At 61.0% G+C, this 25,606-nt stretch carries 17 protein-coding genes; 9 read left to right on the top strand and 8 right to left on the bottom strand.

Features of this window, described 5'->3' with window-relative positions:
* Positions 1 to 54 precede the first annotated feature (54 nt).
* From VF436_RS13810 to VF436_RS13790, 5 genes are all read left to right on the top strand, one after another.
* A complete protein-coding gene (locus tag VF436_RS13810; RefSeq protein WP_414649860.1) occupies positions 55 to 3,162 on the top strand; it encodes a response regulator in 3,108 nt (1,035 codons plus the stop codon).
* A complete protein-coding gene (locus VF436_RS13805; protein ID WP_414649859.1) occupies positions 3,159 to 3,989 on the top strand; it encodes a CheR family methyltransferase in 831 nt (276 codons plus the stop codon). The genes VF436_RS13810 and VF436_RS13805 overlap by 4 nt, the downstream gene beginning before the upstream one ends.
* On the top strand, positions 3,986 to 4,558 hold the full coding sequence (locus VF436_RS13800) for a chemotaxis protein CheB (RefSeq protein ID WP_330904605.1): 573 nt from the start codon (positions 3,986 to 3,988) through the stop codon (positions 4,556 to 4,558). The genes VF436_RS13805 and VF436_RS13800 overlap by 4 nt, the downstream gene beginning before the upstream one ends.
* On the top strand, positions 4,555 to 5,676 hold the full coding sequence (locus VF436_RS13795; protein ID WP_330904604.1) for a hybrid sensor histidine kinase/response regulator: 1,122 nt from the start codon (positions 4,555 to 4,557) through the stop codon (positions 5,674 to 5,676). The genes VF436_RS13800 and VF436_RS13795 overlap by 4 nt, the downstream gene beginning before the upstream one ends.
* A gap of 415 nt (positions 5,677 to 6,091) precedes the next feature.
* Complete coding sequence (locus VF436_RS13790) at positions 6,092 to 6,715, top strand: hypothetical protein (RefSeq protein ID WP_330904603.1); 624 nt, start codon at positions 6,092 to 6,094, stop codon at positions 6,713 to 6,715.
* On the opposite strand, the gene VF436_RS13785 is transcribed toward VF436_RS13790, so the two are convergent.
* Together VF436_RS13785 and VF436_RS13780 are read right to left on the bottom strand one after the other, a co-directional pair.
* Positions 6,693 to 8,282: an MASE1 domain-containing protein gene (locus tag VF436_RS13785; protein ID WP_330904602.1), complete on the bottom strand. Its 1,590-nt coding sequence runs from the start codon at positions 8,280 to 8,282 to the stop codon at positions 6,693 to 6,695. The two genes, VF436_RS13790 and VF436_RS13785, sit on opposite strands and share 23 nt — an antisense overlap.
* 483 nt (positions 8,283 to 8,765) lie before the next feature.
* Positions 8,766 to 8,957: a hypothetical protein gene (locus VF436_RS13780; protein ID WP_330904601.1), complete on the bottom strand. Its 192-nt coding sequence runs from the start codon at positions 8,955 to 8,957 to the stop codon at positions 8,766 to 8,768.
* A gap of 274 nt (positions 8,958 to 9,231) precedes the next feature.
* On the opposite strand from VF436_RS13780, the gene VF436_RS13775 reads away from it, so the two are divergent.
* On the top strand, positions 9,232 to 9,675 hold the full coding sequence (locus VF436_RS13775; RefSeq protein ID WP_330904600.1) for a hypothetical protein: 444 nt from the start codon (positions 9,232 to 9,234) through the stop codon (positions 9,673 to 9,675).
* Positions 9,676 to 9,864: 189 nt separating this feature from the next.
* On the opposite strand, the gene VF436_RS13770 is transcribed toward VF436_RS13775, so the two are convergent.
* Positions 9,865 to 17,022, bottom strand: a complete 7,158-nt coding sequence (locus tag VF436_RS13770) for a beta-1,3-glucanase family protein (RefSeq protein WP_330904599.1) — start codon at positions 17,020 to 17,022, stop codon at positions 9,865 to 9,867.
* A 418-nt stretch (positions 17,023 to 17,440) separates the two neighbouring features.
* On the opposite strand from VF436_RS13770, the gene VF436_RS13765 reads away from it, so the two are divergent.
* Positions 17,441 to 17,683, top strand: a complete 243-nt coding sequence (locus tag VF436_RS13765; protein WP_330904598.1) for a hypothetical protein — start codon at positions 17,441 to 17,443, stop codon at positions 17,681 to 17,683.
* 402 nt (positions 17,684 to 18,085) lie between these two features.
* Here VF436_RS13765 and VF436_RS13760 read toward each other — a convergent pair whose 3' ends face one another.
* From VF436_RS13760 to VF436_RS13740, 5 genes are all read right to left on the bottom strand, one after another.
* Positions 18,086 to 19,738, bottom strand: a complete 1,653-nt coding sequence (locus VF436_RS13760; RefSeq protein WP_330904597.1) for a M28 family metallopeptidase — start codon at positions 19,736 to 19,738, stop codon at positions 18,086 to 18,088.
* Positions 19,739 to 19,855: 117 nt separating this feature from the next.
* A complete protein-coding gene (locus tag VF436_RS13755; RefSeq protein ID WP_330904596.1) occupies positions 19,856 to 20,368 on the bottom strand; it encodes a hypothetical protein in 513 nt (170 codons plus the stop codon).
* Entirely contained in the window at positions 20,365 to 20,637 is a 273-nt protein-coding gene (locus tag VF436_RS13750) for a hypothetical protein (protein ID WP_330904595.1), read from the bottom strand. The genes VF436_RS13755 and VF436_RS13750 overlap by 4 nt, the downstream gene beginning before the upstream one ends.
* Before the next feature lie 248 nt (positions 20,638 to 20,885).
* The gene (locus VF436_RS13745) at positions 20,886 to 21,689 is read right to left on the bottom strand and encodes a TorF family putative porin (protein WP_330904594.1); all 804 of its coding nucleotides are present in this window, start codon (positions 21,687 to 21,689) and stop codon (positions 20,886 to 20,888) included.
* Positions 21,686 to 23,236, bottom strand: coding sequence for a BCCT family transporter (locus VF436_RS13740; protein ID WP_330904593.1), 1,551 nt, complete (start codon positions 23,234 to 23,236; stop codon positions 21,686 to 21,688). Before VF436_RS13740 ends, VF436_RS13745 begins: the two co-directional genes overlap by 4 nt.
* A gap of 194 nt (positions 23,237 to 23,430) precedes the next feature.
* Between VF436_RS13740 and betI the strand changes: the two genes are divergently transcribed.
* Complete coding sequence (betI, locus tag VF436_RS13735) at positions 23,431 to 24,021, top strand: transcriptional regulator BetI (protein WP_330904592.1); 591 nt, start codon at positions 23,431 to 23,433, stop codon at positions 24,019 to 24,021.
* A 41-nt stretch (positions 24,022 to 24,062) separates the two neighbouring features.
* Positions 24,063 to 25,535: a betaine-aldehyde dehydrogenase gene (gene betB / locus VF436_RS13730; protein ID WP_330904591.1), complete on the top strand. Its 1,473-nt coding sequence runs from the start codon at positions 24,063 to 24,065 to the stop codon at positions 25,533 to 25,535.
* Positions 25,536 to 25,606 lie beyond the last annotated feature (71 nt).

The following is a 25,606-nucleotide window of genomic DNA, read 5'->3' as shown; positions in this document are numbered from 1 at the left end:
ATCCCTGCACGGAACGTTAAGTTACGATACGCGGCTTATTGCTGAGCTCGCGTCATGACACCGAACCGCATTGCCCGTGACCGCTCCATTTGGGCGGTCATCGTCATATTCATGATCATCAACCTGGGTTTGGATGCGTTCACGCCCCTGGGCTATGCGCTTTGGTGTTCGTACTTCGTCGCAATCGGCCTGACGTTGTTCCAGTCCAGGCCCACGCTGCCCTTCTGGGTGGCCCTGGTCTCCATGATCTGCACCGCGGGCAGCCTCTGGCTTTCGCCGGGCGCCTCGTCGGGGGGACACACCGTATTTAATCGTGTGCTGGGCTCGGTATCGTTCTGGATCATCGCCACCGTGGTCTGGCAGGCCCTGCGTGCCCGCGGCAACGTCGAACAATTGCTGTGGCTGCAGGAGAGCGAAAATCTGCTGGCCACGGTGCTGCGTGGCGAACAAACGCTCCAGGACATCGCGGTCCACGCCACCCGTGCGCTGTGTGATCGACTGGAGGCCCAGGTGGGGGCTTTCTATCGCCTGGAGGGTGCGCAGCTCGTGCTGATCGGCGGCATAGCCCTGCGCGAAAACCAGACCGAACGCCTGCCCGCCCATGCCGGCCTGCTTGGCGAAGTGTTGGCCCAACGACAGCCTCGCCGCGTTGCCGGCATTCCAGTTACCCACCTGCCCATTACGTCCACCCTGGGACACAGCGCCCCCACGGACCTGCTCCTGTTGCCACTACTTGCCGATGGCCGGCCGATCGGTGCGATGGAACTGGGCAGACTCGGGCGCCCGGCACGAGCTCACCTGGACTTGAGCCTGCTCGAGCAAAGCGCCGAGCTCATCGGCACAGCATTGCGCACGGCCACCTATCGACAGCGCCAGGCTGAATTGCTGGAGGAAACCCAGCGACAGAGCGATGAACTGCAAACCCAGCAGGAAGAATTGCGCGTTGCCAATGAAGAACTCGAAGAGCAGGCGCGCAGCCTTCAGCACTCGCAAGTCTCGCTTGAAGCACAGCAGGCCGAACTGGAACAGACCAACGTACAACTGGAAGAACGCACCCAGGAACTGGAACGCCAACGCCATGCCTTGCTGCGTGCACAGGCGGACATGGCGCGAGGCGCACAGAGGCTGGAGGCGACCAGCCGCTACAAATCCGAATTCCTGGCGAACATGTCGCACGAGTTGCGCACACCGCTCAACAGTGCGCTGATCCTGGCCAAGTTGCTGGCCGACAACAAAGAAAATACCCTCACCGAGCAGCAGGTCAATTACGCTCGTGCCATCCACGCGTCAAACAATGACCTGCTCGCCCTCATCAATGACATCCTCGACCTATCCAAGATCGAAGCAGGCCATATCGACCTGGCCGCCGAGCCGATCGAGGTAGACGCGGTACTCCAGCGCCTGCGTGAAACCTTCGAGCCGCTGTGTACCAACAAGCAGCTCACACTGGAACTGTCCCGGACTCCCGGTACGCCAGCCAATATCGTGGGTGACTTCCAGCGCCTGATGCAGATCCTGAAGAACCTGCTGGCCAACGCGGTGAAGTTCACCGATATGGGCAAGGTCAGCTTGCGCGTGGAGGCAACCGATGCCGAGCGCATTCGCTATATCGTGTGCGATACCGGCATCGGTATCGAGCCGGACCAGACCCAGGCGATCTTCGAGGCGTTTCGCCAAGCCGATGGCAGTACCAGCCGCAAGTTCGGCGGCACAGGTCTAGGCCTGTCGATCTCGCGTGACCTGGCCCAGCGCATGGGCGGCCACATCAGCGTGACCAGTGAACCCGGCAAGGGCAGTTGCTTCACGCTGGAACTGCCTGTCGTCTTCGACCAGGCCTCGCTGTTCGAGACCACCGGCCTTCCCCTCGCCATTAGCGCACCTGCACAATTTCCACCGGAGCGCGACACCAAGGTCCCGACACCGGCCGCGCCTGCGGTGCCCATGCCGGCCGGAAGTATCGCAGACGATCGCCATGCTCCCGGCCGGCCGGGACGGCTGATCCTGGTAGTCGAAGACGATGCGGGCTTTGCGCAGGCTCTGGTCGCACTCGCACACGAACTGGATTTCGACTGCGTGGTGGCTGGCACGGCCGAGGAAGCGCTGGAGCTCACCCCGATACTCTCGCCCTGCGGCATCCTGCTGGATATAGGCCTGCCGGACGTATCGGGCCTGAGCGTGCTCGAACGGCTCAAGCGCGACCCGGCTACCCGGCATATTCCCGTGCACGTGGTGTCTGCTCAGGATCGCAATTCAGTCGCCATGGAGCTGGGCGCGATCGGCCATATCGCCAAGCCGGCCACGCGCGAGATGCTCGTGCATGCCATCGGCCAACTGGAAGATCGCCACCGGCAACGGATGCGCCGCCTGCTGATCGTCGAAGACGACCAGCAACTGCGGCAGAACCTGGTATTGCTGCTGGATCGCGACCAACTGGACATCCGCGCGGTCGGCAGCGTCGCCGATGCCCTGGCCGAACTGGCCCATGCCACCTTCGATTGCATGGTGATGGACTTGGCCCTCCCCGATGGCAGTGGCTATGACCTGCTCGAACACATGGCACACAGCGATGCGTTCTCCTTTCCACCGGTCATTGTCTATACCGGACGCTCGTTGACGCGCGAGGAAGAACACCGCCTGCGTAAATACTCCAAGAGCATCATCGTCAAAGGCGCGCGCTCACCTGAGCGCCTGCTCGACGAAGTCACCTTGTTTCTGCACAGCGTGGAAGCCTCGCTGCCCAGTGACCAGCAGCGCCTGCTACAACAGGCTCGCCAGCGCGATGCCATGCTTGATGGTCGCACGATCCTGCTGGCCGAGGACGATGTGCGCAATATCTTCGCGCTCACAAGCGTGCTTGAACCGCTAGGTGTGCGCCTTGAAATCGCCCGGAATGGCCGTGAGGCACTTGAGCGACTGCGCAGCCAGGACGTGGACCTGATCTTAATGGACATCATGATGCCCGAGATGGACGGCCTGACCGCCATCGGGCATATCCGCGCTGATCCGGCCTGGGCGGGCATGCCGATCATTGCGCTTACCGCCAAGGCGATGGCCGACGATCGCGAACAATGCCTGCGCGCCGGCGCCAACGATTACATTGCCAAGCCGATCGACGTGGACAAGCTGATCTCCCTGTGCCGAGTATGGTGCGCACGTCGATGAGCGACGAAAGCGCCCTGTTCGATCTCGAGTTGCACGTTCTGCTCGAAGCGCTGTACTTGCGCTATCACTATGACTTTCGCCGTTACGCGATCAGTTCGCTGCGCCGGCGGGTGCGCCAGGCCATGACGCGCTTCGACTGCAAGCGCGTGGCCGATTTGCAGCATCGCCTGCTGCACGAGCCGGATCTGTTCGCGCAGGCCATGGGCTATTTCACCGTGCAGGTCTCGGAGATGTTCCGTGACGCGGCGTATTTTCGCGCGGTCCGTGAACATGCAGTCCCGGTGCTTGGCACGTACCCATCGATCAAGCTATGGGTGGCCGGATGCAGCACCGGCGAAGAAGTGTGGTCGTTCGCCATCCTGCTGGCCGAGGCGGGGCTGCTCGATCGCACGCTGATCTATGCCACCGATATCAACCCCCAGGCCCTGGCGGCTGCCGAGGCCGGCATCTATCCGCTGGACCGGATGGCACAATTCAGCCGCAATTACCTGGAGGCCGGCGGCAGGGGGTCGCTTTCCGATTACTACACCTCCGGTTACGGCGGAGCTCTCTTCGACCGCGCACTGCGCAAGTCGGTGGTATTTGCCGACCACAGCCTGGCCACCGATGCGGTGTTTTCCGAAGTGCACCTGGTGTCCTGCCGTAACGTGTTGATCTATTTCAATCGCGACTTGCAGGATCGCGCCGTCGGCCTGTTCAAGGATGCCTTGGTACACAAGGGTTTCCTGGGGCTGGGGGCCAAGGAGGCCTTGCAATTTGGCCAATACGCACAGGACTTCGTGCTCTGCGAGCCACCGCAGCGGCTTTACCGGAAGGTCGGTGCATGAGTCCGTCAGGAATCGATATCGTCGTAGTGGGCGCATCAGCCGGTGGCGTGCATGCATTGCAGGCCGTCCTGGGAAGCCTGCCACCGGACTGGCTGGTGCCCGTGGTGTGCGTGCTGCATCTGCCGCGTGACCGTCCCAGTGGCCTGGCTGCCCTGATGGCACACAGCTGTGCCCTGCCGGTCAGCGAAGCAGAGGACAAACAGCCGATCCGGCCGGGTACGGTAGTTTTCGCGCCACCGGATTACCATTTACTGATCGAGGACAGGTCCAGCCTGGCCTTGTCACATGACGCGCCAGTGTTATTTTCACGACCGGCCATTGATGTTCTGTTCGAAAGCGCCGCCATTGCTTTCGGACCAAGCGTGCTTGCCATCCTGCTCACCGGCGCCAGCGCCGACGGTAGTGATGGCGTCGCGCAGGTCCGGCGCGAAGGCGGCACTGTCTGGATCCAGGCGCCCGAGGATGCGGTCGCTCCCACGATGCCCGCATCGGCCATCGCCAAGGCTGGCGCAGATTTAATTTTGCCCCTGGACGAGCTATGCCAACGACTAGTGCATTCGCAGCCATGACCGACACCACCGATCATGTCGCCACGCCAACAGCCGAAGCGCTGCCAGCGACGCACATCCTCATCGTGGACGATGTCCCGCAAAACCTGCTGGCGATGGAGGCGCTGCTGACTCGCGATGGCGTGACGATCCTCAAAGCTTCTTCTGGGGCCGAGGCACTGGAGCTGCTGCTCTCCCACGAAGTGGCGCTGGCCTTGCTGGACGTGCAAATGCCGGAAATGGATGGCTTTGCCCTGGCTGAGCTCATGCGAGGAGCACAGCGTACCCGGGATGTTCCGATCATCTTCCTCACCGCTTCGCCGAATGATCCGGCGCGCTCGTTCAAGGGCTATGAAACCGGTGCCGTGGATTTCCTGCACAAGCCGCTGGACCCGCGCATCATCACCGGCAAGGTAGATGTATTCATCCAGTTGCATCGGCAGCGCCAGTTGCTGCGCGTACGCAATGAGCGGCTGGAACAGGCACTGCAACTCAACGAAATGATGATCGCCGTGCTCACGCATGACCTTCGAACGCCTCTGGCGGCTATTACGCTGTGCTCGGAGAAAATGCAGGAAGACGCAGCCGGGACCCGCTTGGCGCGGACCGCCGAGCATGTCGAGACCAGTGCCCGCCGCATGGCGCGCATGGTCGACCAGTTATTGGATTTCAGCCGCATCCGTACGCAGTCTTTCCAAGTCAGCCGGTCCGAGCACGACCTGGACGAACTGGGACAACATGTCGTCGGCGAATTGCAGCACGCCTATCCTGGACGCAACGTGGAGGTGACGCGCACCGGCGACCTGCGCGGCGCATTCGATGCCATACGCATGACCCAGGTACTGGCTAACCTGCTTGGCAACGCTATCCAGTATGCCCCGCCGGATACGCCGGCCCGGCTGCATCTGGACGGCAGCGATGGGCGCTATATCGACATCATGGTGGAAAACGCCGGCAAGCTTCCCGATACGCTGATTCCCAGGATCTTCGAACCCTTCAAGGGACACTTCCATCGCAGCCAGGGGCTAGGCCTGGGGCTTTATATCGTCGATCAGTTCGTCCGCGCCCATGGCGGCACGGTCACGGCGGCGAACGTGGCCGACGGCGTCCGTTTCAGGGCACGCCTGCCGCGCCGCTAACCGGCCAGCACCTCTTCGGTCGACTGGTGATCACCGCGCTTTCCCATGGCAGGCCAGGCGTGCGGCCTGCGACCGGCACGTCGGCTAGCCACTTTTGAACCCAAGGCAAGGATGGCGGATCGCTCGTCGCTCCTGGCCGGTGTCCCCAGCCAGGGAACTGGCCGACACGACAAGTCCGCCCGAAATGACGACGGGATCTAAAATCGAGTCAAAGACCTGGCCAAGGACAGCCAGCAGAAATAAACCTTGACTAATCATTAGATCAGCGGAACCGATCACGGTTTTATATCGTTATTAACACTATCGCCCCATTGAAAGTGAGGCATTGTGCGTGTTTTATTCAAACTGAAAACGATAACGTGATCGCCTTCGCGGGGCGCGCTGGGCGCCAATGTTTACGTCACAAGGGGAATATATGCGCAAGTTGATGCACCTGGTCGCCCTGGGCGGCTTTATTTTTGCGGGCGCCGCCATGGCTGGCTCACCGCCTTCATCCGGATTGGGTCAGGCGTGGCCCAATGCACAGGACGTCAGTTCAAGCACTCGCTTTCACGTCTACGTCTTTGTCAAGGATGGCGTGCGCTTTATCCAGGTTAACGATACCGCCGGCAATGTTCGCGCAGCCATAGCCACGGCCGGCAACCAGCTAATGAACTTGCCGATCGGCACCGCCTCTCAGGTCATCATTGACTCAACCAGCGCCCAGCCTTCGTCGGCCGGCGAACCAGTCTACCAGGACGTCGGCGTACAGATCTCCGCACAGGCACTGAGCAATGGCACGTTGCTGTTCACGGCAATATCCAAATGCGATCCGGTGGAATGCAATAGCCGTGTCAGGAGTGTCCAACCATCCTCGACCACCACCACGCTGCTGCTCAACGCAACGACCGGCAAGTGCGATCCGGTTGAATGCAATAGCCGCGTCAACAGCATCCAGGCTCAGCCGCAGGCCAGCAGCGTCCAGATACTCAACACTGCCGCCAGCCAGTGCGATCCGGTTGAATGCAACAGTCGCATCAATAGCAACCAGATTCAATAAGCATTTCGCCGCCGCGGGCCGCATCCCTCGGCGGCCTTCGGTCGTGCACGATGATGCTCACGCGGCGCTGCTGATCCGTGCCGCGTCGGCGTAACCTGCCCTGGTATGCGGCAACGCGGTTGTTTACCGCTTCCCAGCCAAGGCCCGTGCCCCCCAGGCCCAGACTCATCCGGGTGTCGCCCTGGCTGAGCATCATGGCCTGCGCATGCGCCTCATCGGCGGCATGCACCTGGATGACCGCCCAGCGACCCTCGCCGAAGGCCCCGGCGCGAATACGCACCTGGATGCGCGACGCGGCGCCTTCGGCCCAGACCTGGGTGACGCTTTCGCAAACCAGACGATAAAGCGCCAAATGCATGGCCTGTGACAGCTGGTCGAAATCGCCCTCGGCATCACACCAATACGAAACCCCTGCTTCGGACAACGCTCGCGCAACCGATCCCTGGCGCAACGAGACGAGCAAGCCCTTGTCGTTCCAGCCCGTTGGATAAAGGCTATCGGAAAGGCGAAATAATTGTTCCTGGGCCGAAGCGGCCTGCCGCACGTAGCGCCGGCCGTCGGAGGCGGGAACGTTCTGCATACGGCCGAGCACGTGCTCAAAGCCGACCCGCACATTCTCACGAACGTGTTCGAGCAATTCGGCAGCAGCGCGCAGCCGTTCCTCGCCCACGTCGATGTTCCTCTGTGCCAGGGCCAGTGCTTCGCGCACCTGCACGCGCTCCTGCTCATCACGACGATGCAGCGCCGAGATACGTGCTCCAAGCATGAGCATGGTGGTGATAGCGAACGCCACGAAGACCTCTGCCTGCAACGTGCCGGGATCGTTGCGCGCCGGCATCGTCAGCACGACTGCCAGGCTGGCGGCTGTGCCACCTACCGCCGCCCCGTACCAGCCATGGCGCAAGGCAAGAAATACCACCGGCAGAAACATCGCCATGCGTGCAGCCTGCCGGCCATCCTCGAAACTGGCACGGGTAGCAAGCCAGACCAGCAGCCCCAGGGCAGGCAGCAGTAACGGCATGCCTTCGATCAGCAACCGGCTATCGCAAGCCGTCTGCCAGCGCCGCGCCACCGGCGTGATCTTCCATGCTTCACGCAGGAATGCCAGCAGCGGCACGACTGTGAGTACGCCAAGGAAATTGCCGATGAACCAGCGCGCCAGCAGTATCTGGTATTGCGCCGAATAGCTGGGAGGGAGGCGCGTGGTAGCAAAGCCGCCCAGGTCAACCAAGGTCCATACCGCCGACACCAGGAAAGACACCAGCAATAAAGCGCCGACATGGGTCTGGCCGCGTACCGAAAAGACCGGCCATCGCTTCTGGCAAAAGCGCACGATCGGCATAGCGAACGCAATCGGCGGAGGCAGGACACTGAAGATCGCCCACGTGAGCCCGAACTCGTCCACGCATGTCACGGCCGTATGGGCCAAAGGAGCCATCTCACCCAAGGCCATCGCTGGCCAATAGCGCACAGGCACCAGTAGCAACGCGCTCAAGCGGAAACCGGCAAATAGCAGCCAGTGCGAAAAAGAAACCTGTCGCAATAATTCATAAGTAACGGCATACATCACGGCAACCGTGACGTGCCGGGACCACGTCCCCTTCCATGCCCCCTGCATTTGTCCCCCTAACGCGTTAAATCATACCTTTGACGCGAAATGGCCCTGACTGTGACGGTAACTGCAATTCCCGTCCTGGGCCCGAATATTTGAGCGACCTTAAAATAATTCAAGCACAGAATCAATTAAGAAAAACATCAAAAAATAATTTCTCGACGCTTTAGATCGAGATAAAAAATAAATCGCTTTTTTAGGGCAGTTTCTGCCCTAACGCGTCAGGCAAATAGACAAAATCCATCACACAAGGCGAACCCTGTTTCAGAAAATTTCCGATGGAATTAAAAGGCGTCCACTGCTAGCGACTGCAAAGACAAGCCATGGCCTGGCAAGCTCAGCTCATCCGGCGACCATGGGCAGGCAGCCGAGCGCCGGTGCAAGCCAGCAAGGCGCCTCAGACATACCTTGGACCACGGCTTACATGAACCAGAGAGCTCAGCCCTGAATAGCGGCGTCAGTCTGCTGTTGAAGCTGGAAACGGGCGAGCTCATCTTCACGCCGGGTGCGCGCCTGACCGCTCCAACTCACCAGCTGGGAGTGCTGCGGCTTACTGTGGCGCCTGGGCGTGGCCATGGCTGGCGTACGACTCATATCAAGCAAGGCAGAAAGAAGTTGCGGAATGGTCATGTCACAGTCCCCCTGTCGACAACCTGACTATAACCATTCGTGAACGGATTGAAAGTGGCAATGCACAAGAATTTCTGATTTTCTTCACGCGCCTGCAGGCATGCGCCCTTCTTCACGCGAAGCTTTACCGAGCTTACAAGCACTTACGGAACAATCCTGTAACAGTAGAGCTCGTCTAGGATTTTTTCCGATATCACCTGTCGCAGCACGCGCAAAACAGACTCAACAGGTCCACAATAGACCGATTGTGCCAGGTGACGGGAGATCAAGGGCCATGGGTCATAACCCAGCTAAGGACGCAGCCGCGGAGCTGCTCGAGGTTGCGCGCAGTTTTGCCGAACTCACCCATCGGGCCATGTCCGATAATGAGATCGCCTTGGCAGGTGCGGACATGATGGCTTTCGCCGCGCGACAAGCCACCTGCAAACTGGAAGAGTTCATCAACTCCCTGACCCAGGGCGCCAACGCTTTCGCCTTCACGCATACACAGGCCAGCGCCTCGCTCGACAAGGCCTATAACGACTTCGAGTGCCTAGCCGATGCCGCGCAGATGATTCGCATGCATGGCGTAGGATCGCAATACACCAATCAGCTGACCTATCTGATGCGCTACGCCGCCGACTCGGCTTGCGAGCACCTGGATCGCGCCGAGCGTGCATTGCTTTCCAACCTGCCGCTGGGACAGGTGACGCGCTTGCATGCGGTTGAGAGAACATGAAGGGCTAGGGGCCAGAAGCCCGGGAGTGAGTGTTCAGGGTGGGGGGGGCGAGTAGCAAAGCCACACGGTGCTGTGCTCCGATCATCGTCACCATGAACGAGTCCAATCACGCGCCTTGCCCCATGATCTGACGCCTTCTATAAAAAGAAACGGCCCCGAGGGGCCGTTTCTTTTACATCACTGCCCAACTCACCAACCAATTCCCAATTCCATGTGCTCGGGCTTGTCGGTGTGAATCGTCGAACTCTGGTTCGACACATCGTCGTAGGCAAAGCCATAGGCTAGGCCACTCACGCCATGGGTGTGCCAGAACCTGGCGTAGTAGTTGGCCGGCGCGCCGAGGTAGTACGCACTACTGACCGCCCAGAGCGTGCTGTCCTCCATGACGTGACGATTGAAGGCCGCGCAGATCTGCGCCTCGATCGCCAGCTCCGTTGCATTGCCCGTGGCCAACGCTCCCTTACCCTCCAGGATGTCCTGGGTGGAAGGCTTGTGCACGATGTATGGGCCGCCAGCAACCACTTGGCCGGTATCGTCCAGCTCATTGAATATCAGGTCTCCGTTGACCACCTGGCCGGCAAAGTGACGCCCGCCGACATCCATGTTCAAGGTGCTGCTGCCGTACTGGGTCCAGATCTGGCTCACGTAATCGTCAAAGTAGTGCTGATTGACCTGCCCCGCATCAAACGTGGACTTGCCGGGCGCCATGATGCGTAACTGCCCTTGGAGCGGCACCTGGAAAGCCGCCGGTACTTCCGTGGCGTATTCAGTGAGCAAGGCATCATGCGTCTCGGTCAAGCCGGTTTGCTGATGGAAATTCTTGCTATCACCCCATACGTCAAGCAGCAGCGGCAAGCCGAAATCATCCACCTGGGTGGTGTTGATCCACAGACCACCATCGTTGTAGGTGAACTCGTACCAGTCATACCGCACACCGATGTTCGGATCAGTCCCGTTGAGCGGGTTGGGACCGGCGAAACCGATGTTGCCATTGGCATCCGTGAGCACCTTGATATACAGCGGCTCGCCCAGCGAGATGAAGATACGGCCCGAATCCATCTTCGGCAGCTTCATCAACTTGGCCTGCGCCAAGGTAAAGGCGTAGTTCGGATAGTTCTGGCCGTTCTTGCTCAAATGACCGCTGGCATCATTGTCGGCAATGGACATGGCTGCGAACGTGCCATCGGGCTTGAGCCAGGAGAACACATGCGTGGCCGGATCCTGCGCGATCACCTGGACATACACCTGGTCATCCGTATAGGCGCCGTGGGTGTTGTTCTTCAACGTGGTTCCAATGAAGCCAGGATAGACGGTGTAGTCCGCACCGCCGGATCCGTTGTCGCCACCGCCCTCCTCACCACCCGATCCCGGGTTGCTGCCACCTGGCTGCGTCGGCGCACCTGCATCACCGTAGATTTCCATCTCCCATAGCGAGTAGCCGTACTGGGTATTGCGCTGCGTGCCGTACATGCGCACGTAACGCGCGGACACCGTTGCTGGGAACGTATCGTTCTCGATGCCGCCCTGCCCCTTGGGCTGGTCGAAGGCCGTATCCCAGTGCTGCTCATCCGTCGATACCTGGATCTGGTAAGCCGTGGCGTGGGCATTTTCCCAATTGAGCACGACGCGGTTGATCGACTGAACTGAACCCAGGTCGATCTCGATCCATTGCGGATCGGCAAATGCCGACGACCAACGCGTATTCGGATCGCCGTCGTTGACGTTGGCGCCTTTGAATGCAACGTCGTTTTCGGTACCGGATACCTTCACCGGCTTGTTAAGCGCCAGATTGGTGCCGGCCGTCGGCTGGGTGTTGCCCGAGCCGCTGTTGCCAACGCCGTCACCATTGCCATTGCTACCACCGGTATTGTTGGTGCCTGTGTTGTTGGCTGCGGTCACGGTGAGCACGGCGGCTTGGCTGGTCGTCGCATTGCCGTTGGCATCGGTTATCACCACATCGAACGATGCCCCCGTGTCACCCTGCGCGACCACAAAACCGTAGGTTGCCTGCGTGGCATTGGCGATCGCCGTCCCGCCGCGCCGCCATTGGTAGGACACCGGACCACCCGCCTGCACGCCCACCTCGAAGAGCGCCGACTGTCCCGCGGCGACCGACTGGGTGGCCGGCTGCGTAGTGATGGTCGGTGCCGCCGCTGCATAAACTTCCAGTTCGTAAAGCGACACTCCATATTGCGAGGAGCGGGCAAAGCTGTGCATGCGCACGTAACGGGCAGTCTGCGGCGCAAAGCTGATGCGCTCCGTACCACCCAGACCGGGATTACGCGTGAAGAACGGCGTTTTCGTATTCCACGTCACGCCATCGATCGAGGTTTCCAACTGGTAGTTGGTCGAGTAAGCACGCTCCCAACGCAAGACGGCGTGGTCGAAGGTACGTATCGCACCCAGATCCACGGCCAGCCACGCTTCGTCCTGGAATGGCGAGGACCAGCGGGTATTACCGATGTCGCCGTCGAAAGCCTGCGCGGAATCGAGATAGCCCGCATCGGCACCATCGTTGCCGCTCTCGCTGCCGTTGGCGCTAGCTGTCTTGCCCAGGGCGAGGTTTACACCATTGTGGCCATCACCAGGGGTGTTGTCGTCGTTCTGCCCGCCACCATTGTTACCTCCGCCGTTGTTACCTCCGCCGTTGTTACCACCACCATTGCCTTCGTTCGGATCACTGGCGTTATTGTTATTGGTATCGGGCGGCGGCACGTTGCCGTTGGTGGAGTCGTCCACGGTCACCGTCGCCGCGGAACTGGCTACGGTCAGGCCCTGCGCACTCGTTACTTCGACCACGTAACTGTCGTTGTTACCCAGCACACCGGCCGGCGTGTCCAGAAACGGATCGGCACTGACGAATACCGACTTGCCATTGCGGAACCACTCGTAACTAAGCGGACCGGTCCCGGTCGCGGTGACCGTCAGGTGCGCGCTGCGACCCACACCCACGGTCTGTGAGACTGGAGCATTCGCAATCACCGGCGGCAGCACACGATCACCGCTCACGCACATGGCCTGACCGGGGAAGTTGGTCGCCACTTCGCTGTTGATGACACCGGCGGAGGACACGACCAGGCCATTAGTGCTGTTGTTCGGATCGGTCTCCGAGGTCCACGCGTTCCAGGGCGCAGGAAACGCACAGGTCACCGCATTGGCTCCACTGATCGCCTTGGCTTCGGCCACCGTCGGCAGCCGTGCGCCAATCCCGGCGCAATACTGGGCGGCCTTGTCCTGAGTGAGCTGGGCACTTTCATCGGCCGGAATATGCGGCGTGCGCGTCCAGATCAGCTTGCTCAGGTTATCGGTCGCCGTCTCCGTGTCGTTGACCGTGAAGCGTTCGTTCGACGTGCCGGCCGCGCCACAATTGGCGCCGTCATACACCTGCATCTCCAGCAACGAGTAACCGTAGGCCGTGCCACGCTTGACGCCCTGCATGCGCACATAGCGCGCCTGCACGCTGGGGAATGTCTTGTCTTCAGTGCCACCGGTACCCGCCGCATCGCAATTGGCGCCGTCCCCTTCACAGAAGGCATCGGTCCAGGTCTGGCGATCGTTGGAATACTGCAACTTGTAGGCGGAGCCGTAGGCAGCCTCCCACTCCAGCACCACGCGATTGAACGTACGCACCGAGCCCAGGTCGATATCCAGCCACTGGTTGTCTGCATCGGCCACGTTATTGAATGCCGAGCCCCAGCGTGTGTTCGCGGTACCGTTCTGACCATCCTGGCCGTCATTGGCATATTCGCCGCGCGTGCCACCTGCGCCGGTATTTTCCTCACTGGAATCGAAGGTCTTTTTGTTCAGTGCCAGGTTGGCACCCGGCGGGGCCAGCTTGAGCGTTGCCGCCTTGCTCACCGCGGTCTGCCCGGTGATGTTGCTGACCGTTACCTGGTAGCTACCCGTATCGCTGGGCGTCACCTTGGCGAGGGTCAGCGTCGAGGCATCATCTCCCACCACGACCCCGTCCTTGGTCCACTGGTAATGGAAGGGCGCCGAACCGGTGACCGATACGCTGAACGTGGCCGGCTGCCCGGGATTGATCACAACGCTCACCGGGTCCTGCGTCACCACCGGCGGGCGCGCCGCATTGACGGTCAAGGCGACCGGCGTGGTAGTGATCTGGTTGACTGGATTGCTTACCGTTACCGAATAGGTTGCGTTGTCCGCCGTTGTCAGCACGGGCGTGTCGTACGAGGGACTTTGGGCGCCAGCAATGGGCTGGTTGTTCTTGAGCCACTGGTAGTTGATTGTCGGCGAGCCGGTAGCCGAGACCGCGAAATGCGCCGATTGGCCCGCATCCACGTTCACCGCCTGAGGCGCTTGCTGGATCACGATCGGCGCGGGATCGAACACATGCAGTACCGCCTGGGCCGATAGCTCATCGCCCAGCCCGTTGACGACATCCACGGTGTACACCGCGCTGTCGTCGGCCTTGGTCGTGGCATCCGTCGTCAGCACCGCACTATTGCCGCCCACCGGCTGACCATTCTTGAACCAATGGAAGCTCATCGGCTGCGCACCCGAAGCGGCAACGCTGAACTGTGCCGTCTGTCCGGACGTGACATCCTGCTCCACCGGCTGGGCGATGATCGAGGGCTTGCCCAGTGTCACCACAGGATTGGGCACCGCATCGATATTGAAACTGACCTGTGCCGGCGCCAGCCCAGGTGCGGTGGCCGTGACCGTGACGGGACCTGTCTGGAACAGGGTACGCATCGCGATCTTGGTCAGGCCACCTTCGGTCTGCAATTCATGATCGCCTGGCGCGTGATAGCTCAGTGGCTGGCCGGCCGTAACCAACTGCTCTGAACCACCGTGGTACTCGACCGGCCCATCGACTGCAAACGTGATGTTGGTCTGGGAGCCATCACCCGTCATCACCAGGTTATTCTGCGCATCGACCACGGCCGCCACGACAAATGCCGTGTCCGAACCGTTGGCCGTCAATTCGAACGCCGTGCCATCCGGACGCACCAGTTCATTGACCGCCTTGAGCAAGATATGGTCGGGCTTGCCGGCGGTGGTCAGCGTATCGGAAGCCTGTACGGCACCCGTCTCATCCAGGCACTGCGCGGTGACCGTGCCAGGCTGGTAAGCCGTATCCCAATGCACCTGGCCCGGCAGCTTGGTGGTCTGCTCGGCCAGTTGTACATCAGCCGGTACGGGCTGCCGCGTCGGATTGCCTTCCAGGTCAGTGCCAGCCTGCGCCGTACCGACCAGGGCCGAATCGGCCGTGGTATCGGAATCCCAGCTGTTGGGAACCTGCGGTCCACCTACCGGTGAGCCGTTGACCATCAACTGCACGGCCGGGCAGTTACTGAAGGCATTTACGCGCGTCATGCCCGCAGGGCGATTCCATGTACCGGCGAGCTTGATCGACTTGATCTGCGGATACTGCGCCCAGTTCGCCTGATAAATGTAGTAAAGCAGGCGCGGGAAACGGTTCATATCGACCATCGACTGGGCCATGGAGCGCACCAGCGTCTGGTCGGTACCGTCGACGAACTCGAAGATTTCACCTGGGCTGTCAGCGAAGTACCACTGCGTCATGCCGAAGTTGTTCGCCTTGCGACCCTGCATCCACGGTGTGAGGTATTGCAGCGCAAAGGCCAATTCATAATCGTAGGACGAACGCTGCACACCCCAGTTGGACCAGTATTCCGCACCGTAAGTCGGCTTGCTGGCGGCATCGTGCTGATGCAGGTTCACTTCACAACCGGCCCCGTCGCAGGAGATCACGTCACCGTTGTTGACGTCCGGTGTGCGATCGGTCTGCGCTCGGCTGTTGATCGAATCCCATTGCAGCGAGATCTGCTTGAGCAGTGCGGCAAAATCCTCGTGCATGGTACCGTTGTTGGCTTCCCATGCAAGGATCGACGGGTGGCTGCGATCACGAATGATCATGTCGCGATGCAGCTCGCGCTTGAGCGTTTCCTTGTCCTGGCACTGTTGGACGTTGTCCGTGCCGGCGCAAGCATTGGCAAAGCCGTTCTCGCCATCGCCAGAAGGCTGCACGATGAAAACGCCGTACGCATCGGCCGCGGCCACGAACTCGGGGCTGGATGAGGAGTGCCCTGGGCGCCACAGGTTGCCACCGGCGGCAGCGAGTTGGGCCAGGTCGCGCCACTGTTGTTCTTCGGGCACGGACGATGCCAGACCCGGGTAGTCGTAACGGCCTGCGGCACCCCACAGGTAGTGCTTGTGCCCGTTAATGTACGGAAAATCCTTGTCCCAGGTGATCACTCGGATACCCAGGGTGCTCTGTTTGGCGTCGATCACCTGGCCGTTGATGCTGACCGTGTGGAACACTTTGTAGAGATACGGCTTGCCCCACGGGCTGTTGTTGGGATACCACAGCGTGGGCTTGGAGACCGTCAAGGTCTGATCGAAGACCGGAGCCGGATCAGCCCCGGGAATCGAGTGCGCCGGCAGCAGCTTCTGGTCCTGCTGGGTTGCCACGACCTTGCCGCTGGCATCGACGATCTGTGTGGTCAACGTCGCGGTGACGGAATCATCGGACTCATTGGCGACATTGGTCTGAACACGAACAGTGGCCTGATCGTCGCTGGCCGCAACGGTACCAACATAGGTGCCCCAGGTCTTTTGCCCGGAATAAACGTTTTCCGGGATATAGACCTTGTCCGTGACATGCAGCCGCACCGGTCGGAAGATACCGGTGTCGGCCTGGCCGAACCGGAAGGACCCGGAAATCTGCGGGTCCTCGAAGAAATCGCCATTACGCGCAACCTTGACCGCGATGGTGTCAGTGCCGTCGTAGTGCAGGTACGGCGTGACGTCGACGATGAACGGCAGGAAGCCATTGACGTGCGTGGCCGTGGCATCCCTGGCCACCGCACTGGTCGTAGGCACGAAATGGCCATTCACGTAGACCTGGGCGCCCATGTGGGCACCCTCGAACTCCACCGTGACCTTCTTGCCGTTGTATTGGGCCGAGTCGGTGAGCTTGGTGCGGTACCAACCAATGGTGCCGTGCAGTTCGCCGTCACCGCCGCCGGATTTCTCGTTGATGAAGGTGGTGAACTGAGTGGTCGAATACGGCAGGCCGACCTTCTGCCACTTCGAATCATCGAAGTTCACGGCGGCAGCGGGCGGCGGTGTCGAAGCATTATTGCCATCGATCAGGTTGTTGCCGTTGTCCTCGGCGAGGTAGCTCCAAGGTTGCGCGCCCAGGTTGATATCCGTGCGCTGGGATGGCGCGAGTGTCACGCCATCGGCGAAAACGGGGGCGGCGACAGCCACGGCAAAGACGGCAGAAACGAAAGCGCCCAGTTGGCGCCATCGCCTGCCGCGCAGCCGATCTACGACTACGACAGGGTGTTTCATGGAGAGCCCCTAAAGCCCAGGGATTGGGTGCGCGGATCATCCGCGTTGCTCATGAACGCTGCAATGCGTGATGGCACCTGGCTTACATAAAAAACAAATCACCTTTGGATATTGCGATGCAGTTCGTATTTTTTGGCGCCACCGATAGACCACAACGATCGGATCGATAGGCAGCGCAAATCCCATACGCCATCGAATAGACGGCTATACGCCCATTTCTGCGATCCACACATTTATTTTGACGAACGGAAAATCGTCTAAATTTGTTACAAAATATTACGTTCGATCAAAAAAGCAAATGAACGTAAGACGCTATCAATGCATGGGCAATCAAGCAAACCCACAGCCACTTTTCATCGAGGTGGATGCAGACGCCCCAGGCTTGCAGCCCCCCACGCAAGCCTGAACAGGAATAGCCATGAAAAGGCCTCTGCCTTGGCACTTGGCTCCCGACAGTCGCCGTGGCGCAGGACATCCTGACGGAACTGCAGGTACGTATGCACGTGAACAGCTGGATTACTCCACAGTGCATGGCCTCAAGTTTCGTGATGACATGTGGAAAACCTATGCATGTCGCGGTGAAGGCAACAAGGTGGTCGCTTATGTTGATCTGAAAACACGCCAGGCCTTTCCTGGTGCGCAAGTGTCACGCCCGAGCTAACGCTATGTAAGCGCCGGCTTGCTCTCGGTTGGCCACCTATGTTAGCTCGGCCGATTGCCGCGACGGCATGCGGCATGTGGCATGTGCGCGCCGAGAACCGTGCCGGCGAGAACGTCAAACTTCAGATCGACGCCAATTCAGGCCGCGTGATCGGGATCGACTCACACCACGCCGGTGGCAACAGGGCCGGCATAAGCGACTGCAGTCGCGACGAACAAGTTGCGGCGTGGTCGTGGCTTGGTGGTTTAGAGCCCCAATCTGCGACTGGGGCGCAGATTGCTTCGCGACCGAAGTCGCTCCTACGCAGGGAGGTAAGTGCGCAGGAGACGGGTTTTTGGGGTCCCTGCCCTGCCAATAACCTGGGCCAGAAGAAAGCCGGCGCGAGGCCGGCTTTCCGGTATATCACTTGCGATCGGCTGAGCTGGCGTCGCGCGCGGCACGAAACTCCGAGTCGACGCTCCAGTTCGGCCATGCATTCGAATGCGCCAGGTCGTTGCCCAGCGTGTAGAGCACTTGCAGATCGCGGGCCATGCCGGTGAACGACCAACTGGCCTGCCACTCATCCGAGGGCTGGTGATAGTGGTCGTTGGTGTATTCCTCTTCCCACTTCTTGCCAGCAGCCACGCCGCCATCGACCCAGTCGTCGCCCGAATCGAACGAGATGGCCGGCACACCGCGCTTGGCGAAAGAGAAGTGATCGGAGCGGAAGAAGCCACCCGCCTCGGGGCGCGGGTCGGGCGAGTAAGTCATGTCCCAACGCTTGGCCGTGGCCGTCAGTTGGTCAAGCAGGTCCAGTTTGGCGTTGCCAGAGATGGTGAAGTTGCGCGCCGGACCATGCGGGTCCAGTGCATCCATGTTGATCACGCCAACAGTCTTGCCTAGCGGGTACAGCGGCTTGGCTGCATAGTATTCGGAGCCCAGCAACCCCTTTTCCTCGGCGGTGACGTTGAGGAATACGATGGAGCGATCCGGCTTGGGTCCTTTGCCGAAAGCGCGCGCCAGTTCGATAAGTGCCGCCGTGCCGGTACCGTTGTCCACCGCGCCATTGTAGATGCGGTCGCCCTTGGCATCCGGCGCGCCGACGCCCAGATGGTCCCAATGGGCACTGTAGATGACCGTTTGATCAGGATGCTTGCTGCCATCGATGCGGCCGACGATGTTGTGCGAGGTAATCACCTTGGCGTCAACCTTGAACGATGCCGACAGGCTCTCGCCATTGAGCGTTACCGGCTTGAAGTCGCGCGTCTGTGCCTGCTTCTTGAGCGCCTCGAAATCGAGGCCCGCGGATTTGAACATGGCCACGGCCAGGTCGCGCTGAATCCACCCCTCCAGATGTGTGTGCACGCTGGAAGGGTTATCGCGCACGATGTCGAACATCGCATTGGTATTGGAGTTCTTCACAGTGGCCCAGCCATAGGAGGCCGGTGCGGTCTCATGGATCACCAGGATGCCCGTCGCACCACGCCGTGCGGCTTCTTCATACTTGTAGGTCCAGCGACCATAGTACGTCATGGCCTTGCCACCGAAGTCGCCCTGGCCAGTCTCGAAATCCGGGTCGTTGACCAGCACCACGGCGATCTTGCCGTGCAGGTCTACGTTCTTGAAGTCATCCCAGTGACGTTCCGGGGCGGTGACGCCGTAGCCGATGAAGACCAGGGGCGCATCCTTGATCGACACGGCCTTGGCGCCATCGAGCGGCGCGCGTACGGCAATCTGATCGCCTTGGGTGAGCGGCTGCGCCTTTCCGGCCATGGTCAGGCTGAGCGAAGGGGTGCCTACGATCTCGGTGCGCAACAACGGGACGGCCTGGGTCCACTCGCGCTTGCCATTCTTCAAGTCACCGCCGGGTTCCAGGCCGGCTGCCTTGAACTGCGACACCACGAAGTCGATGGTCTTGGTTTCTCCAGGTGTATCCGGCCCACGCCCCTGGAAGGCATCCGACGAAAGCGTCTTGACGTCTGAGGAGAGGCGGTGCGGATCGAAGCTGGGGGCGTCGGCGGCACCCACGGCGGTGGCGACCGAAAGGGCAAGCAGGGTCAGAGCGAATCGTTGCACGGCTGGAGGTTCCTCGTGGAGTTACCCCTCGATAGTAAAGCAGCGCAGGAAGTCGCGGCACGCTGCGGTTCCACATTTGGTGGCCCTGGGGCAAGGGCTTGCCGAGCATATCGCAGCTCAGCCGGCCTGCCTTACCCGGATGGCGTCGAGCAGTTGCGCTCCCGTGCAGACCAGGCTGGTGTCGCTGTGGATGACCCAAGCACCACGAGGAACTGCTTGCACGGCATCGTCTACGCCGTCATTCATGGGCGGATGCTGGCCATGAGCGACCAGCATCACGGGTTGCAGGCTGGGAAAACGCCTTAGCGCCTCGCCGAAGGCGGCACGCGATCCGTTGACGAGAACATCGGCACCGCGATTCATCCAGTGCTCGATTTCGCGACCGATGCCGAAGCGGTGTCCGTGCGCTTTCCAGGTAAGCACGAACAGGCCACGGCTTTCACGCCGGGCGAACTCCTGCTCACTCAAGGGTACGCGGCTGGGATCCATATCCATCGGCACCGCACCGGTGATGTAACGATGTGCGCATACCACGCCCAACGGCACGCCGTGTTCGCGCACCCAGCCAAGTACACTATCCTTGCCCGCTTCCGAGGGGCCCATCACGTAGTAGAGACGTCCGTTTGTCATGTTGCTTCCTTCACTGCAAGCTGGATATGGCCCAGTCTTTCGAAAACGTCACCGGAAGATGTTTCCCGGCATACGGTGCGTGCATCGATCGCCAAGGATTCATGCAAGCCGTGGTGACGCTCATCGCGCAGCAATCCAACCGCGCGAGCTGGCGCTACGCTGGTCACGAATACCGCCAGATCCAGCGTGACCGCGTCAAACCCGGCCAAGCCAGCGCCAGCAGGCGAACAGTAGGAGGTCGCGTCACGCATCACTCGCCACTTACCCATGCACGTTGCATTTGCTGATCGTCACGGGCGCAAGACCGGCGCCCTGAACAATCCACGTCGACCAATGGTGCAACCAGCCGCCACCGACCATGAATGCCTTGGATGGCCAGCACGCGATGCCTGGGGATCTCGACGCTTACGCGCGAGCTTGCGTCCGCCAGCCGGCCACGGGTGATTTTCTCAGCGCATCCGTGACGAATTGAAGACGCTTGTATACATCTCTGCGCGCAAGCGGCGATGCACTGTCGTCAGAAAGCGCGACCCACAGTCAGGAACCAGGCGCCGGCGATCGGGTTGGACGTATGGATTCGACCGGCCTTGTCCGGCACTCCAGTGCCGTAGTGACGAAATACCCCGGCCGCGTTCCAGCCGCGTGCGTAACTGCCCGTGATATCGAAGCCGGCGAAACGTCGCGACACGGCGATGCTGGCATCGGTCCAACTGTAATCGGAAAAGTGGTTGACCCGCTGCCAGCCATAATGAAGGTCGAGCCGGTATCCATTGCCCAGTTGCAGACCACGCCCGATCGAGAGATAGCCCGATCCGCGCGAATGAGATTGCCCAGGCAATCCAAGCGTCCGGCTGTTGAAGCCGAAATAATCACGCGTGACGGTGATCGCGTAACTCAACGACCAGCCATGCCAGTCGGTCGAGGCGATGAGCTCGGCGTAATCGTAGCCGGTGCCCGTCGCCGTCATGCGCGCGCCAGGGTATCGATAGCCGTACAAGCCCAGCCGGTAGTCGACGGATTCATCGCCGATGGCGTGCCATGTACCACCGTAGCCAGCATAGGCATCCCATTCGACTCGGCCACGTTCGATGAAACGAGGGCTCACCGTGGAGGCCCAGGTGCCCACGAACCAGCCTGCCGGGAAGGAATGCTCGAACCCGGCCTGCAAGGCCGGCCGGCCCCAGCTCTGCTGGAAACCGCGCGAGACATATTGGGTGGCGGCGGTCACCTCGATGCCCAGCAGGGACGAGGATTGCTCCTGCTCGGCATGGCCCCCCGCGATAAGCATCCAGCCGGCTACGGCAGACCAGGCCTGCTTCATGCGCCCGCCCGGCCAGCCATGTATTCCTGATGCAAGGATTTCTGCAATCCACGCATGTATAACAGGAGCACCACCGAAAACGGCAAGCCGCATAACACCACGGCGGTCTGCATCGCATCGAAGTTACCGGCGCTGTAGAGCAACCCGATCGTGACCACCGTGGTCGCAACGGCCCAGAACACACGCAACCAGATGGGCGCATCGTGCTCACCTTCCCCACCAGTAGTACACAACGAGGCAATCATCAACGTGCCTGAATCGACCGGAGTCAGAAACAGTACGAAACCGATCAACACGGTGGCGGCAGCGATAAAACGGGTGGCAGGCAGATGATTGAGCAGTTCGTATAGCGCCAGCGGCGGGTCATGGCGCGCGGCGTCGGCCAATGCGGCCGCATCGTGGTTCATGACCAGGTCGATGGCCGTATTGCCGAAAATCGACAGCCATGCCAGCGTGAAACCCAGTGGAATCAGCATCACACCAATCACCAGCTCGCGAATGGTGCGGCCGCGCGAGATACGCGCGATGAACATGCCCACGAATGGCGCCCAGGCGATCCACCACGCCCAATAGAACAAGGTCCAGCGCCCCAGCCACTCGCGTGCATGGCTGTAGACATAGAGATCGAAGCTGTTGCCGACGAACGAGGTGAGGTAATCGCCGACATTCTGCACCATGCCGTCGAACAGGTGCAGGGTCGGGCCGCACACGAATACGAACAGCAGCAACAGACATAGCAGTCGCACATTGATATGGGACAGCAAGGCGATGCCTTTCTCCACGCCGGTGATTGCAGCGATCGTTGCCACCACCATCATCACCAGAACAAGGCCCACCAGCATGCTCGGTGTCTGGGGAATGGATGGAAACAGGAAATGTAGCCCGGACATCAGGACAAGGGCGCCGATACCCAGGTTGGTCACCATCGACACCAGCGTTGCCAGGATGCCGAAGCCGTCGACGACATGGCCGATCGGTCCATGGATACGCTCACCAAACAAGGCATGCAGCGGTGAACGCAACGCCAGTGGCAGGCCACGCCGGAACGCGAAATAGCCCAGGACCACGCCCATCAACGCATATAGCGCCCAGCCGTGCAGCCCCCAATGCAGGAAGGTGATTTCCATGGACCGCCTGGCCGCCTGAGCCGACCCGCCTTCACCCTCCGGTGGCAACAGGAAGTGATCGAGCGGCTCGTAGGCCCCGTAATAGACCAGCGCAATGCCGATGCCCGAGGAGAACAGCATCGAGGTCCAGGCACCATAACTGAAGGTCGGCCGGTCGTCGTCATGCCCCAGGCGAAGGGTTCCATACCGCGACGCGCCCAGCCAGAACACGAACACCATGACGGCCACCATCACCACCATGTAGTACCAGCCAAATGCCTCGGAAACCCAATCCTGGACCAGTCCGAGCCAGTGCATGGCCTGGGTGGGAAAGATCACCGTGAGCGTGCCCAGCGCCAGGATCAGCGTGGCGGAACTGATGAACACGGGCTTGTTGAGCCGGGGCACGGCCGGCGCCGTGGGAATAACACGCTGATCCATAAGCCAACTTCCTTGGAAAGATCGACGCCGTTGATCGCTCGCCGCGTGCCTGGAAGGGGTCCAGGCCCGGGGTGACTTCCGGGCATGGGAAATAAGCTTATCGTTTTATAATTGAACGTTCAATCAAAATAAAATATAGTGTCTACGTATTCGCAGCGGATACCCGCCCGCTGCCGCCATAGGAGGCCCGCACGATGCCCAAGCTCGGCATGCAACCGATCCGGCGCGAGCAACTGATCCGCGCCACTTTCGAGACGATCGAGCAGGTAGGCCTTGCCGACGCCACGATCGCGCAGATTGCCGCCCATGCCGGCCTGTCGACCGGCATCGTCAGCCACTATTTCGGCGACAAGGACGGCCTGCTCAACGCGGCCATGCGGCACATCCTGCGGCAACTGCGCGAAGCGGTCGCCGAGTGCCGTAACCATGCCGCCCCCGATCCGCGCAGCCAGTTGCGAGCCATTATCGACGGCAATTTCCACGATACCCAGGTCAGCAGTACCGCGATGCGCGTATGGCTGACGTTCTGGTCGGCAAGCATGCATCACGCCGAATTGCGCAGGCTGCAACGCGCCAACGACAGGCGTCTGCATTCCAACCTGACCTGCCAGTTCCGCCGCGAACTGCCCCCTGCCCAAGCGCGCCAGGCAGCGCGCGGCCTAGCCGCGATGATCGACGGCCTGTGGCTGCGCGGCAGCCTGGCAGGCGGCGACTTCGACGTCCCCCAGGCGCGCCGTCTCGCCTACGACTATCTCAACCACCAGCTGCCGGAGTCGACGCCCTGACCGGCAAGGACCTGCCCGACCGCTCGCACGGAATACGCATCATGGCGAAGTTCGAAACACAAAAACTCTATATCCACGGCGCCCTGGTCGAAGCGACCAGCGGCGAGACCTTCCAGACCATCAACCCGGCCAACGGCGACGTTCTTGCCCAAGTCCAGGTGGCCTCGCAAGCCGACGTTGAGCGTGCCGTGCAAAGTGCCGAAGTGGGCCAGCGTGTATGGGCATCCATGACCGCCATGGAGCGCTCACGCGTGTTGCGCCGTGCCGTGGACATCCTGCGCGCCCGCAACGACGAACTGGCCATGCTGGAAACCCTCGATACCGGCAAGGCCTTCGCCGAAACCTCCACCGTGGACATTGTGACCGGTGCCGACGTACTCGAATATTACGCAGGGCTAGCCCCGGCGATCGAGGGAGAACAGGTGCCGTTGCGCGAGTCGAGCTTCTTCTATACCCGTCGTGAACCGCTCGGCGTGGTCGCCGGCATCGGCGCCTGGAACTATCCCATCCAGATCGCCTTGTGGAAATCCGCGCCGGCGCTCGCCGCCGGCAACGCGATGCTGTTCAAGCCCAGCGAGGTCACGCCGCTGACAGCCATCAAGCTTGCCGAAATCTACACGCAGGCCGGCGTACCTCACGGCGTGTTCAACGTGCTGCATGGCCAGGGCCAGAACGTAGGCCAATGGCTGACCGGGCATCCTCGCATCGAGAAGATCTCCTTCACCGGCGGCGTCGCCACCGGCAAAAAGGTCATGGCGCATGCGGCGCAGTCGTCGCTCAAGGAAGTGACGATGGAACTGGGCGGCAAATCGCCACTGCTCGTCTGCGCCGATGCCGACCTGGCGCGCGCGGCAGATATCGCCGTGACGGCCAATTTCTTCAGTTCTGGCCAGGTTTGCACCAACGGCACGCGTGTATTCGTGCCGGCCACGATGAAGCATGCATTCGAAACGGCTGTAGTCGAACGCGTCAAGCGCATCCGCATGGGCGATCCCTTGCAGCCGGAAACCAACTTCGGCCCGATGGCCAGCTTCGCGCACATGGAAAAAGTGCTGTCGCTGATTGCTTCCGGCAGGGCCGAAGGTGCCACGGTGCTGACGGGCGGTGAACGCGAGCTTTCCGGTGACTTCGCCAAGGGAGCCTATGTGCAGCCGACGGTCTTCAGTGACTGCCGCGATGACATGACCATCGTGCGTGAAGAAATTTTCGGACCGGTGATGAGCATCCTCAGCTACGACACCGAGGACGAAGCCATCCGTCGTGCCAATGACACCACCTTCGGCTTGGCCGCTGGCGTCGTCACCACCGATCTCGCCCGCGCGCACCGGATCATCCATCAGCTCCAGGCCGGCATCTGCTGGATCAACACCTGGGGCGAATCCCCAGCGGAAATGCCCGTCGGCGGCTACAAGCAATCGGGCGTCGGTCGCGAGAACGGCATCAGCACGCTCGGCCATTACACGCGTATCAAGTCGGTGCAAGTCGAACTGGGACCCTACGCCTCGGCGTTCTGAAAAATCCCCGACCTGTACACCAGCCACGGTGGCCGCCTCCACGGCCGCCGATGCCTTTCTGCGGAGTTACC

It is taken from the genome of Dyella sp. (genome assembly GCF_036384435.1).
In the GTDB taxonomy this organism is placed as follows: domain Bacteria; phylum Pseudomonadota; class Gammaproteobacteria; order Xanthomonadales; family Rhodanobacteraceae; genus GSA-30.
This window is presented reverse-complemented; position numbering and strand designations above follow the sequence as displayed.